Raw genomic sequence first — 14,139 nt, 5'->3', positions numbered from 1 at the left:
TGCTGATTTAATTGATAAGGTATCAGAAGATGCAAGTGTGCAGGAGCATGCTAAACTACAAGAACAATTTAATAGCATTTTAATAAATAATATGTCCAATCTTGGGTGGGTTCATAAGTATTATCACAGGTTATATCCAAATAAAATTGATGCTTTTCATACTACTCGGTGGCAAAAACACGCATTGATTTACAGTAATAGTAAACCTGTGCAAGAAAACGAATTGTATACTATGTCAGGTCAACTTATTAAAATTGTAAAGCAGACGTGCTTGAAAATGTATATATTGTAGGAACCATGAATACTGATGATCGTTCTATTGCTCTTTTAGATGTAGCGCTTAGAAGACGTTTTGGGTTCATTGAATTAATGATGAATTATGCTTTGTTTGATAAGACTGTATTTGAGGGATTGCCACTAGATAAATGGCTTAAAGAATTAAACGCTAGAATATGCGAGTGCATAGGCACGGATGCTCGAAACTTACAAATTGGCCATTCGTATTTTTTAGAAAAAGAGAAACCTATTATGGAAAATGAAAAGTTTAAAAGAATTATTAGGGAAGATATTATTCCTCTTATTGAAGAATATTGTTATGGTGACTATGCTTTGATTTCTAAGATTTTGGGTGAAGGTATTGTTGATGTGAAAAAACAAACTATTAGATTTGAATTGTTTAATACATCAGATATTTCTGACCTGGTAACGGCACTGCTTTCGCCATGTCCAACAATACGCGAAGTAGGAAAAGTAGCAGAGGATGATGAAATAGAGGAAGAAACTGAAAAGGTCAATGAGAGTGATAGTGGAGATAAAATATCATGAATCAAACTGTCAATTTAAAAGAGTGGGACAGCATAATGTTGAAGGATATAGAGTTGCCTGATAACGACACTCGTGATATAGCAAAAGCGCTTAATAATAAAGGAATTATAGAAATCATAGAACTTAAAGGCGGGTTATCTATAAGCACTAACTCTTATGTTGGTAGAATTAGACTAGGAGTGTTACAAATAAACATGCACCCAAAGATAAATGGTATGCCACTTTATAAACTGCTAAGGTATGCTTATGGATTAAGAGAGCTTAAGTTATTTAATGAGGCTGAGCATGATATAGGTAATTTTAAGTTCTTTGACTTACTTATCTATGAGCTTTATGTTGAAGCAGAGGACTTGCTACATAGAGGAATTCAAAAGAGTTATATTAAGCGGGGAGAGAACTTATCATCACCTAGAGGCAGAATTGATATTAATAAACTTTGTGGTCAAGGCGGAATTACAAAGGATACATTGCCGTGCAATTATTTTAATAGAGATGAAAATAATATATTGAATAAAACTTTGCTTGCAGGTTTAAAACTTGGATTAAAACTAGTGTTAGAAATTGGTCTAAAAATTAAACTACAAAAGATATGCTTTAGTTTAGATGAAAATATTAGCGATATTACTTTGACAAGAGCAAGTTTGAAGAGTGCAAGAAATAGTATTAATAGATTAACTAGAAGTTACTCTGCGGTCATTGAAGTCATTAACATTTTGTATGAATCACAAGGTATTCAATTAGAGGGAAGTTCTAAACATATTAATTTACGAGGGTATTTTTTTGATATGAATGTATTCTTTGAAACACTAATAGGAAGATTGCTGCAGAACTGTAGTGAAGGCTACTCCGTAAAAGACCAGTATAGCTTACATGATATGTTCATTTATACATCAGGGTTTAACCCTTGCAACAAGACCTGACTTTGCACTTACGAAGAAAGGCAGGGTGGTGAAACTGCTAGATGCTAAATACAGAGATTTGTGGGAAAGAAGTTTGCCGGCTAAAATGTTATATCAGCTAGCAATTTATGCAGTAAGCGGAATAGGGGACAAGACTGCAACTATTTTATATCCTACACTTTCAGATATCCCCACTACCGCAAAAATAAATATAAATGATCCCATATCATGTCGGAATATAGCTAGCGTTATATTGTGACCGGTAAATCTTGGAAAAATGGCTGACCTTGTTTCTGGTGATTTAGAGGCGTTAAGGGGTTATGTAATGAAAATCATAAGTTGAAAGAAAGACTATCATTAATAAGTAAGTAGCTTTATAAAATTATTTACTAAAGAATATTGTATGAGGAGGAGTAATATGAAGCATAAATGGACAGAAAATGACGATATTGCAGGACTTTATTTGTATTTGTATAAAGAGAATATGTTGGACAAGAAAATAGAAAATATATCAGATAAACTTGGTATGAGTTTATCTAGTTTAAAAATGAAAATATCAAACTTTAAATCAATAGCTAAGGGTAAAGGATTAGATCATGCATCAGCACAGTCAGTGGAAGTTTATAAAAATTATTGCGGGTTAAATAAAATTGAATTTGCAAAATTGGTAAATAACATTATTAAATAATAGGTGCTTTTTTTAAGAATTAATGATTTTGGCTAAGAGATGTTGAGAATATATTAGACAGGAATAATGAGGTAGGATATTATAAAAGATTTGAGAATTAATAGCAAAACAAATTGTGGCTACAATTTGTTCACGTACCCCGGGGGATTTTATGAGCGGAGTGAATTTGCTTTAGTTTATTTTACATATGGCATTTTACACGTAAATTATTATAATTACAAAAAATTAATATGTATCAATAAACTATAGTTAAATGATACGTTCCAAAAGACTGATAATAACCTATATAAATCCACTCAATTGGTTGTGAAAGTGTATCATGTGGTCTAATAGGTTTTATGAGATCACAAAGGAACTACAATATTTCTTTGAGAGCAGTATAAAAGTAATATTACTTGATACATATACATACATATACCTTATTTAACATATATGTACACAGAAATAAACAATATTTGTGGAGTATCTCTAAGAAAAATGATATAATAAAACAAGTTTATACATAAAATTTAAAATATGGTTAAATAGGGAGAAATACTATGTATGTTAATGGTTCATTAATAAAGAATATAAATGAAAGTAAATTGATACGATTTTTAAGGGGGAAGAACTGTATTCAAACAGAGGGCGAAAAAGGGAAGGATATAAGTTTCTGGATTAGTGATTTGTTAGACGATGATAAAGTTAAATCAGTAGATTTAAATAGCTTTTTTTTTGAAGAATTATTTTATGGAAAAAGTAATATGGTGAATGTTTTTCAAATTAATAGTTGTAAGGATCTGAGAGATGAAGAGGTATGGCTTGAAAGGCTATCTCAAACTTATAATATTGACTCTATACAATTTAATAATATTATGACTACAACGGTAACTTCAGACACTCCTGTCAAGATTGTAGCTATTAATTCCATATTTGACGAAGAGGGAAAGATTACACGATTAAGAATGATTTTAGTAAGACATATATGTATAAATTTAAATGGAAAAGAAAGTAATTCATGTTGCTATTTGGCTGTGGAATTTAATTTAGATGATAAATTATTTATTATTAAAATTAGAAATCAGTACGGGATAGTGAATAAAGAACATAGACCTAGAGCTTCAATAGACAAGATTGTATGTAATCTGAAGATGGAGATGGGGTTTGAAACCAAGGAATATGGTGAAAACCATCAGAAGGTTCTTTATAATATGAGTAAAGGACTTTTAAGGGAGCTTTATCAAAGTATTCCTAACTATGACGATGTTAATAAAATGGATAAATCTATAGAAATATTTATAAAAGATACTATTAAAAATATTGTTATTAGCAACCTGGAAGAAGATTTAAAAGGTAATGTTACTATTAATCCAGGCGTTGTAGATTTAAAGGATGAATTAAAAAAGGTATTACAACATTTAATTGTATCGGATTATTTTCTAAATGAAGATGTAGATGTATTTAGTAAAAATAATGTCTCTGCTGCAATTACTAGCATTAAGTTTAATGATACAGAGCGAAATACAGCAAGGCTTACAGGCGAAAATAATACAAAGGCTATAGTATGTTCAAGAACTTTTATGAGTATGCGAAGATCTATAGAAGCAGTCCAAAATGTATCAGCATTAAGCATAGCCTACAAAAGAAAAAATGATAGTATAGAGGTTAAGTTTGACGCTTCCGAAAAGGATAAGTTAAGTATTATGATATTAAATCAAAAGTATTATGATGAATCTGATTTCAATAAAATTTGGGGGATATACAAAAAATATGAATCTAAGTCTATTAAAAGATTTACAAAAATTCGCAAAGTATCTGTCGGTTAATGAACTTAAAAATATTAAACCAGAAAAATTGATGGCAATATTACATACTGATAAGGCTACTACTAAAGCATTTGTTCAATATTTGCATGATGAAGGAGTATTAAGCTATAAATATGTGTTTAAGTGCCCTAATTGTGTACAAGAATGTACTGCTTATGAAAGAAAACTGAAAAAATCGCCGTATTGTTGCAATTTTTGTGGAGATGAAATCTCAAACGCTACAATTATAAAAAAAAGCTGGCTGATTTACAATATTGATAAAAATGAAATGATGAACATTCAGATTGAAAATGATGTTGATCTTATAGAAGGAACATTGAATTGTGAGAATTTTGTACATATTAAAGATAATATTATAGATTTAAACATGATAAAGGAGAATAAGATGAAAATATTTATTGGAAGTTCTAAAGAAGCAAAAGTTGACATGGAAAGGCTAGCTATTATGATAGAGGAAAGTCTTAATAGTGTTATAGTATGGGATGATCCAACGGTGTGTGTGGCAGGTGATTTTACATTAGAAAGTTTGATAAATGTAGCACATAGAGTAGATGCTGCTATATTTGTTTTTAATGGTGAAGATGAGACGTGGTATAGAGGAAATATTGTACAATCTGTTAGAGATAACGTGTTATTAGAATATGGGTTATTTGCAGGGGTGAGAGGAAGGGAAAATGTAATTTTCATGTGTAAGAATAAACCTAAAATAGCTACTGATTTACTGGGAGTAACTTATCTTGATGCAGCTAAGGGAGATTTTTCTTTAAAGAGAGATGTTAATGCTTGGCTAAGTAAAATACGTAAGTAATGCATTTCGCATATAGCAATAATTATATGATATGAATTGTTATTGCTAGCTATTACAAAAGTTTTTTATACTTATGAGCATAAAAAATTCAAATAGAGTACAACAATTTTAGGATTGGATTCCAATCCAATAGACTAAGTTTATTTCAACTTACGGTAGATAGATGGTAAAGGCTACAAAAGCAAAATATGTCATAAATCGAGTTATATGTTAAAATTTAGTGCGGAGTTGGGATATAATTCATGTCATATTTGTTACGGTTAGATATATAATAATTTAAAATAGGTTGTAACAGATAATTATTTGTAAAAACTTTAATATAATTAGAATAATTCATATTAGAAACTGAATATTATGCTTAAACTTATTGAATGGGAAGAATTTGATAACATTTTGATGACAAACTGTATGTTTTTATATGATACTTAATGATATTAGATATAAAGAAAGGTGGCTAAAACCATTGAATAGGCAAGATTAGATTGCATTCAATGGTACTAGCTAACATTACATGGAAAGTGCATAGCCTAACTCGAAAACAGGCGAACAGATGTAAAGATTAAATACCCCTGCTACTATAAAAACCTATGAGATAATATAATCAAAGAGATCTTCTCTTATAGGTGTATATAACTGATATCTAATTTCCACAGCAGTCTTATTAGTATTTCCCATAATAATTGGGTTAAGAGTGCCTACAGCATTAATTTTTCCAAGATAATAAAACTCTTTTGATAATTTATCATCCTTGTTCTTCCTTACAAACAAACTCATTTCTACACCATCTTTTTCAGCATTATATGCTTGTACAACATCTGCAGATTTTTCTGTTCTTCCTGATTTAGATATTGCAATTAATTGTGATGCGGACTCAAATCTATCTTCATAATTTATAGAAGCATTAATATCTTGAGATTTGTTATAATTAATAAATACGGGATAGGTTTTAGTCTTCTTATCAAATCTGTAACCGCCAATATTAAGAGCTACTTCGCATTTTTCCCATTCTAATAATTTACACACGTCCTCATATGTATACTTTTGGTACAATTGAAAATTTGTATTCATATAGTGGTCACTATAAAATCTTTTATATCTGTCTATACCAAACTCTATAAGTTCTAGAACTAGATTCTTAAATTCTTCATTTTTTAGATTTTCAATGAAAACCTCTGAGTTTTTATAATCTAAACCATCTTTTTCTAAAAAAACACAATCTTTATAAGTTGCTTTAGCAGTACCACTAGCAAACTGATTTGTAAGCACATTTACTATTGAGGTCTCTGTACTATCTTTGAAATCTATATTATATCGTTCTTTTAAAATATGTCTTAGCCTATATATTAAATCAACTTTACAATTTATAGCACATCTAATCATCTCTAACTCATGGATTCGCTTTCCAGAAGCAAGCTTTTTAGAAATAAATTCTATAAAAGATTCTTGGACAGCGTCAAGCTCTACAGTATATTCTTTTTCATACTTTGTTAAAAACTTATGATATGAGCCTAAGCTGTTATTATCAAAAATCCGTATAGGATCAATGGAGTCATGTAAATCAAAATCATTTAAGCTAGGAATTTTACCTAGTTTTTGTTTTAAATTTTTGTAACTCTCTTTAATAATTTTAATATCATTAAAATTGGCTTTATCGATAGATTCAAAAATACGTTTCTTAGAAATTTCATCAAAATTAACGGTAGAGCAACCAGGAATTATTCTATTTCCTTCCATAACATATTTCCTAATGGTATCTTTATTATAGGTTCGATCTCCTGAAAGTGCTATAGGAATGAAAAAATTGCTATCATAGTTTCCTACAAAGTCTATGATGACAACAAATTCTTTATAATTATGTTTTCTAAGACCACGTCCTAATTGTTGTATAAAAATTATAGCTGATTTAGTAGCCCTTAACATAACAACTTGATTAACTGAGGGTATGTCTATTCCTTCATTAAAAATATCAACTGTAAAGATATAATCCAAACAATTAGTGAGTTCATCTTGTTCCAAGCGCTCGATAGCTGTTTCACGTTCTAGTTGAGTATTATCTCCTGTTAATGCTAATGTTTTTAAGCCACATTTATTAAACTTAATCGATAATTCTTTAGCTTCTTTTTTATCACTACAAAATATTAGTCCTTTTACTCGATCACCACAATAGCCATAAAAGCTAATTTTATTGATAATATGATTAACCCTTTGGTCATCTACTAAATATTTAAAATCTGTAGTATCATCTAATCCATTACCGTCTATGGATATATCAGTAATCCCAAAATAGTGGAATGGACAAAGTAAATCTTCTTCTAAAGCTTGTTGCAGACGAATTTCATAAGCAACATTATGATCAAACATTTTAAAAATATCAAAATCATCAGATCTTTCTGGAGTAGCTGTCATACCTAATAAAAATTTTGGCTCAAAATAATCCACAATTTTTTGATAACTAATGGCACCGGCTTTATGAACTTCATCTATAACAATATAATCAAATTCATTTTTAGGAAAGCTTAATAATACTTCGTCTTTCGATAAAGTCTGTACAGTTGAAAATATAAAATCTTTATCAATATCTTTTGAGTTACCTGAAAGAATACCCATACTTTTAGTATCCCCAAATACATTTTTAAAGCTATTTAAGGCTTGTTTTGCAATTTGTTCTCTATGTATAATAAATAACGCCCGTGTCGGATTGAAATTTCTAATATCAAAAGCTGATAAATAAGTTTTGCCCGTACCAGTAGCTGAAATTAATAAAGCTTTTTTAGCTCCGTTGTCTCGTGATGCGTCTAAAGCTTGAATTGCAGATACCTGCATTTTATTTGGCTTTAGTGTGTATTGAGAAAGTCTAGGAACTTTGCTTTTTCGAGCAAACTCTCTTTGTTTTAAATATATCTTTTCATAAGCTTCGATCCATTCTAAAGTTAAATTATCAGCTTCATTCCACATAGATCTAAACTCGGTTATTACTTCATTTGTTAATGACCCTTCCTCTAAAGAAGATAGTTTTATATTCCATTCTTTATTTTTAGTTAATGCTGCTTGAGTCAAATTAGAACTACCAATAATAAGCTTATAATGATCACTATGTTTAAAAATATATCCTTTAGTATGAAAGTTATTTTTAGAATATAGTTTAATGTGAATATTAGAAAACTCTAAAAGTTTCTTTAACGCCTTAGGTTCACTAAAATTAAGATAATCTGTGGTTAATATCTCACCAGTGATTCCATTGGCCTCTAAGTATTTAAAGGTCTCAAGTAGTGGGGTAATACCGCTACTTGTAATAAACGCAACAGATATCATAAATTCGCTGCAGTTCATCAGTTCTACAACAATATCACTTAATACTTTACTGCCTTTACTATAATCATTTAAAATAAGTTTGGGTCTCAATGCTAAATTAGAATTTACGAAGCTATTTATTAATCCTGTTTCACTTGCATTTAAAATATCTTGGGCAATATTAATTTGATCATGATTGCCTTCATCAATTGGTTTAAAGTCTATAATAGATTTTAAATCTTTATTTTGCTCTATCTCAGTTAAAGTTTTCAACCGTGCATTACACTTCCTTCAAAAGCTGATTTACCGCATTCACATCTGCTGGAGCCCAGTTTAGTGAAAGTAAATTTTCTCTATGTAACCATATCAATTTTGAATGCTCATTTGCAGTAGGAGTACCAGATGTTATGCGGCACTTTATAGTAATTAAATTTACTATAAATTTATCATATTCAAAAGTGTTATCATTAAATATATCTATAAATTCAACATCGCAATGGAGTTCTTCTTTTATTTCTCTCTCAATAGCTTTTTTTAAAGTTTCACCACTTTCTACTTTACCACCAGGAAACTCCCACATGTTTGGAAGGGACATTATTGGTGAGCGAAGGGCACATAAGATCTCATTATTTTTATTTTCAATAATAGCTGCTACAACTTTTATTAGTTTTTTCATATAAAACACCTCTAATTAATTTTAGCATAAAATGGGTTAGTGTAAAAGCGAGGGGATATATTTAATTACAGGCATTAAATATAATATCATCGAGTAAATAAGTGAATGTCTGGCCATAATTATAAATAAAGCTATGATTGTGGAGGGATTTATTTTGAATACTTTTGGAGAAAGATTTAAGAGCATAAGATTGTCTAAGAAATTAACTCAGCAGCAAATTGCTAATGAATTTAATAAGCGATATGGATATGCATTCACGAAAACTACTATTAGCCAATATGAGAATAATAAAAGAGTACCAGAGATGAATGCTATTAGGAATTTTGTAAAATATTTTAATGTTTCATTGGATTATTTGTTGTGTAATGATATTCATGTTGTTAAGGAATTAGGTCAAAAGTACAATATGCTTAATGATTCTGAATTTATTGAACTAGAAAAAATAGCAACATTAATAAAGAATTTAGCAGAAGACGGAAAAATCCTTCTTAATAATATAGAAATAAATGCTAAGCAAAGGCGAACATTAATAAATGGTATTGATATTATTTATGGTTTAGTAAAAAGGGAAACAGAGAAGGAATGATAAAATAGTACACACCTAATTTGTGGACAAGTATACTATTTTATCATAATATTGTGGAGAAAATGGTTTTAAATGTTAGGAAAAGTATCTATGATATTTTCTAAATGTATTATTAAATTTTCATAAGTCCCAAAATTATTACAGACCCAGTGGTAGCTAGGAAGGGCATTCTTAGCGCCAAACTCACTAATTGCTGGCATACGATTGTATAATGTTTTAAATTCTATTATTGAATCTAGTCTTGAGTTAACTCTGAGGTCGATAGATGAATTTTTCAAGCGAGTATAATCAAGTCCAATTGCGGTAACACAATTTTTAATATTACCCCAATATTTATAATAAACCTTTTGAGTAAAAGTAGTATTAGGGGGACGTAGTTCTCTCCATTTAGGCAACCTTCCAAGCTTATTAATAAGATTCATTAAATCATCCTTAGCTATTTTTTCATCAAAGGGTAAATTAGCAAAAGTATTTATAGTTAATTCGGATGCAATTAATGCATTATTAAAGGTTCCAAACAAATGTGTTATAGCTGATGAGGAGGGATAATCTGGGTTGCCTACAAAGTCTCTAGTAAAGGGAGTTCTACCATTTTTAAGATAAAATTCCTTTAGCTTTTTAATTATATAGTCTTTTTTATGATCCTTATATGTGTCATTAAAGTCTTTATATACTAGATGAAGGTTCTTGATATCATAACATAATTTATGATAACCTAGTTCCGATAACTTCAAAATAATTTCATCAGCAAAAACATATTTCAGATTCGGTAAGTTTAATCCGGGCCTGTTATTTTTGTTTAAGCACCAATATTCTACAGATGCACCTTTAGCAGTAGCTTTTTTATACTGTTTTACCTTGTGTTTACATGCGTAATTAGAAGTAGCCGCATCAATTACTTTATGCTTAAGTGGAATATAAATGTCTGGTTTAAAGTCTAAACCAAATCCACAATATTGAAAGAGACAGTCGCCTTCCAGAATTGACGCTGATATCTCAACAAGATACTGCCATGCAGACCAGAAGTCTCTATAATCAAGAGGAGATACACCTGCCAAGCTCAAGATATCATTCCAACTAGACACTAAAGTATCTGGTTTATAATAAACAAAGTGCCTATAATATGTTTTGAAATGGGGATATCTATCATTATTATCAAAGTCACAGGTTGTTGGTGCGCGTTTAAATTCATTAAAGAAATCTTTTATAATTTGTAGTAATTCCTCATCACTTACAGTTGAATATTTCATGGATTTATAAGGGAGCATAACTCTGCCTTCTTTAGAGGCCTTTCTTTCTTTATTTTTTCTATTTAGATATTTATTACAATCTTTACAGTACTTTTGATGCCCATCCTTAGAAGATTTATTTAAATTAAACTGTGGTAGTTCCTTGGTTTCTTTGCAGTGTCTACATTGTTTATAATCCATAGTAACCTCAGTCCTTTTTTATTAATACTTTAAGGTTAGTATTTGCAGTTTGTTGTTTGGTATACGTTAATATGGTACTAATTAAAATAAGTATACTTTTAAGTTGACAAAATGAAAGTGATAAGTATGTTAAAGAATAATTTAGTTATTAAAACAAGATATTTTATCTGTTATTAGACAAAGTTGACGCACTGCGTCAAGTGTTGTGAGATTTATGAAAGAGTTAGAAGAGCAAGGTGTAAAAACTAAAAACAAGGGGAGATTTTCTTACTATTTTTTAGAAGAAAATTAACTTTATAAAAATATTTAACAAGTATTAAGTTATGTAATGAATTGATCAATGTTACAATTCAATGTTGCAAATTAGATTGTAGCATTGAATTGACTGAATAAATAAGGTGGACACATTATTGTGAACTGCTATCTATCTCAGATGATTGGTAAGGGATTTTTATGAAAAAAGTTGTTAAATTAAATTGCGCCTAGAAGATAGGCCTATTTTAGAAAAAGGCATAAGCTGTCGTTCTAATTTTTAACAAGATAAAAGGGAATTCAATAATGAATTTCCTTTTAATAAATATGATTAGTAATAAAGCCAATAATACTGATGATAAAGGTGTTGTAGGACCAGTTGAGGATGATATAAATGTTAATGCATAGATTATAGGTATGCACACCAATAGCAAGTTAATAGGTATTGCCAAGGTTTCTTGGCAATACAGTATCCCTCAAATAAAACAATATAAAATACTGTAGATTAATTTCTACAGTACTTTGCTTATTCATTGAGAGTGATGGCTTTAGTAGCAAGTAAAATATGCTTCCATATTCTGCAAGAGGGTTACACCAGAAACCAAATAAATATAAAAATAATTAGAGGCAATTTTTTTAAAGGTACTATTTTGAATTTTTTTTCATGACTTATTCTAAAATTATTTCTTGTAAATCTCTCTTAGGTACATGATGAACTGTTTTTTCATCTCGCCAGTACTTGACATCAGTAGATAAATTTATTTGATCAATAAGAACTTGTTCCTTAGGTTTTCCTAAAGCTATTACTAAAACGATTTCATAGTTTGCATCTATGTTAAGTGCATTTCTTAATTCATTCTTATTTATATTGGCAAGCAAGCAACCACCTAAATTTTTTTCTATAGATCCAAGTAATATGCTTTGAGCTGATATACCAATATCAATAGATGGGTTTTTACTAAGAGATAAATCGTTAAGTACAACTATATACGCACTTGGTTTTTCGCCTTCGCTAGGGCCATCCCAATCTTTTAAATACCCAGCCCATCCCAGGGTTTTAAATATAATTTCATTTTTACTGGACTCATTAGATATAATATATTTCAATGGTTGAAGATTACCGGCTGAAGCTGAGAGTCTAGCAAGGTCAATTAATTCTTTTATAGTACATAAGTCTACTGTTTCATGCTGATAGAATCTTCTATAAGATCTATTTTTTAAAACTAAATCTTTAAACATTTTATACCCCCTATTTAAACAATTAAATAAATTTATATCTCCTGAAAATTATTTGGCCTCCTTTATCAAGTAGTATGTTGTGTATTGCAACAACTCATTATCAGTATTTTACAATATATTAATCATTTATGCAATGGATTATGGTGATTTTCTTAATAAAGTATTGTCTAAATATTTTATTGGTGATAGAATTCTATTAGAATATTGTAAAAATTTTATAAAATACGGAGGAAAAATAGCTTATGGAAAAAAAGAGACTTATTCAGTCAGTTGATAGAGCTTTAGAGCTAATAGAGATTTTGGCTAAGACGTCTACTCCTTTAAGTGCTATTGAAATAAGTGTGTTATTAGATATAAATAGAACCACTGCTTATGGGTTAATTAATACACTTATGGAACATGAATTTATTGAACGTGATCAGTTAACAAATAAATATACTATTGGTGTTAAATTATTTGAACTGGGAACGTTGTACAGGTTTAAATTACCATTTACACCATATGCAAACCAAATTGCAGATTCTTTAGTTGAAAAATGGTCTTTAGAAGTGCATGTAGGAATTTATCAAAATAATGCCAAGGTAATATTTGTGCTTATGCACCTTCCTATTAATTCTGTTGGTATACCTGCAGGATATGTTGCTCCTGCATATTGCACTGGAATAGGAAAGGTACTTATGTCATTTTTACCTGATGAAGTAATGGAATCACAAATAGAAAAAATTAATTTTGAAAAACGAACCCAATATACTATATCAGACAAAATTGAATTGAAAAAGGAACTTTTAATTTGCAATAAACAAGGATACGCAAAGGATAATCAAGAATTTTTAGATGGAATGGTATGCTTAGCTGCACCAATAAAAGATTTTACAGGAAAAGTAGTTGGTGCTATTAGCATATCAGGTCCTGTATCCAGAATAAGTGAGAATGAAGATGATTTAATATACGAAATTATTTCTGCTGCAAAAACAATCTCCACTCAAATAGGTAGCAACAATTAATAATAAGCTAATTAATAAAGAGACTGTTGAAATATTTTAATATTTCAACAGTCTCTTTATTTTTATTTATAAGCAAAATGATAATATCCATTTAATTTGATAATGGATTAACTTTGATATATTTGTTAATAATTGTAACATATTTTAAATAATACCTTAAATGTGCTCAAATTATTAATAATAAATGTATTGCATAGTTTACAAAAAGGTTGTACAATACTACTAATGTTGATATAAGAAACAATGTGTTGATATAAACAACGCAATATTAGATATAAAGGAGGATTTATATAAATGAGTAAATTGAAAAAAACTATGGATGGTAATGAAGCGGCAGCATATGTATCGTATGCTTTTACGGAAGTGGCTACTATATATCCAATAACACCATCATCACCAATGGCAGAATATGTTGACCAGTGGTCAGCTAATGGTAAAAAAAACATTTTTGATCAAAAGGTAAAACTCGTTGAGATGCAATCAGAGGGAGGAGCTGCCGGAGCAATGCACGGTTCACTTGAAGGCGGAGCATTAACTACTTCTTATACAGCTTCACAAGGTTTGCTTTTAATGATACCTACAATGTATCGTATTGCAGGTATGCTTAAGCCATCAGTAATACACGTTGCAGCACGT

General features: G+C 29.7%; 13 protein-coding genes. 9 read left to right on the top strand and 4 right to left on the bottom strand.

The window, feature by feature from the left end:
* Positions 1-267 precede the first annotated feature (267 nt).
* The 6 genes from KPL44_RS20805 to KPL44_RS20785 all read left to right on the top strand — a co-directional run bounded on the left by KPL44_RS20805 (position 268) and on the right by KPL44_RS20785 (position 5,025).
* Positions 268-825, top strand: coding sequence for a hypothetical protein (locus KPL44_RS20805; protein WP_216254240.1), 558 nt, complete (start codon positions 268-270; stop codon positions 823-825).
* Entirely contained in the window at positions 822-1,745 is a 924-nt protein-coding gene (locus KPL44_RS20800; protein ID WP_253201879.1) for an McrC family protein, read from the top strand. The genes KPL44_RS20805 and KPL44_RS20800 overlap by 4 nt, the downstream gene beginning before the upstream one ends.
* The gene (locus KPL44_RS25490; RefSeq protein WP_253201887.1) at positions 1,696-1,983 is read left to right on the top strand and encodes a hypothetical protein; all 288 of its coding nucleotides are present in this window, start codon (positions 1,696-1,698) and stop codon (positions 1,981-1,983) included. Before KPL44_RS20800 ends, KPL44_RS25490 begins: the two co-directional genes overlap by 50 nt.
* Before the next feature lie 159 nt (positions 1,984-2,142).
* Positions 2,143-2,412, top strand: a complete 270-nt coding sequence (locus KPL44_RS20795; RefSeq protein WP_216254237.1) for a hypothetical protein — start codon at positions 2,143-2,145, stop codon at positions 2,410-2,412.
* Positions 2,413-2,951: 539 nt separating this feature from the next.
* On the top strand, positions 2,952-4,217 hold the full coding sequence (locus tag KPL44_RS20790) for a hypothetical protein (RefSeq protein ID WP_216254234.1): 1,266 nt from the start codon (positions 2,952-2,954) through the stop codon (positions 4,215-4,217).
* Entirely contained in the window at positions 4,162-5,025 is an 864-nt protein-coding gene (locus tag KPL44_RS20785) for a TIR domain-containing protein (protein WP_216254232.1), read from the top strand. The genes KPL44_RS20790 and KPL44_RS20785 overlap by 56 nt, the downstream gene beginning before the upstream one ends.
* Positions 5,026-5,610: 585 nt before the next feature.
* Here the strand turns inward: KPL44_RS20785 and KPL44_RS20780 are convergent.
* On the bottom strand, positions 5,611-8,589 hold the full coding sequence (locus KPL44_RS20780) for a DUF3427 domain-containing protein (RefSeq protein WP_216254228.1): 2,979 nt from the start codon (positions 8,587-8,589) through the stop codon (positions 5,611-5,613).
* A gap of 7 nt (positions 8,590-8,596) precedes the next feature.
* Positions 8,597-8,992 (bottom strand): (deoxy)nucleoside triphosphate pyrophosphohydrolase, encoded by a 396-nt coding sequence (locus KPL44_RS20775; protein WP_216254225.1) that lies wholly within the window; start codon positions 8,990-8,992, stop codon positions 8,597-8,599.
* 154 nt (positions 8,993-9,146) lie between these two features.
* Between KPL44_RS20775 and KPL44_RS20770 the strand changes: the two genes are divergently transcribed.
* On the top strand, positions 9,147-9,578 hold the full coding sequence (locus tag KPL44_RS20770) for a helix-turn-helix domain-containing protein (RefSeq protein ID WP_216254223.1): 432 nt from the start codon (positions 9,147-9,149) through the stop codon (positions 9,576-9,578).
* 68 nt (positions 9,579-9,646) lie between these two features.
* Here KPL44_RS20770 and KPL44_RS20765 read toward each other — a convergent pair whose 3' ends face one another.
* Positions 9,647-11,008, bottom strand: a complete 1,362-nt coding sequence (locus KPL44_RS20765) for a homing endonuclease associated repeat-containing protein (protein ID WP_216254221.1) — start codon at positions 11,006-11,008, stop codon at positions 9,647-9,649.
* A 921-nt stretch (positions 11,009-11,929) separates the two neighbouring features.
* Positions 11,930-12,499: a nitroreductase family protein gene (locus KPL44_RS20760; protein ID WP_216254218.1), complete on the bottom strand. Its 570-nt coding sequence runs from the start codon at positions 12,497-12,499 to the stop codon at positions 11,930-11,932.
* Positions 12,500-12,741: 242 nt separating this feature from the next.
* Between KPL44_RS20760 and KPL44_RS20755 the strand changes: the two genes are divergently transcribed.
* Entirely contained in the window at positions 12,742-13,503 is a 762-nt protein-coding gene (locus tag KPL44_RS20755) for an IclR family transcriptional regulator (protein ID WP_216254216.1), read from the top strand.
* A 294-nt stretch (positions 13,504-13,797) separates the two neighbouring features.
* A partial coding sequence (locus KPL44_RS20750; RefSeq protein WP_216254214.1) for a hypothetical protein occupies positions 13,798-14,139 on the top strand: 342 nt, incomplete at its 3' end.

Source organism: Clostridium sp. DSM 17811 (assembly GCF_018861905.1).
Lineage (GTDB): Bacteria > Bacillota > Clostridia > Clostridiales > Clostridiaceae > Clostridium_AD > Clostridium_AD frigoriphilum.
Note: the sequence above shows the minus strand (reverse complement) of the source record. Positions and strands in the feature narration are given on the sequence as shown.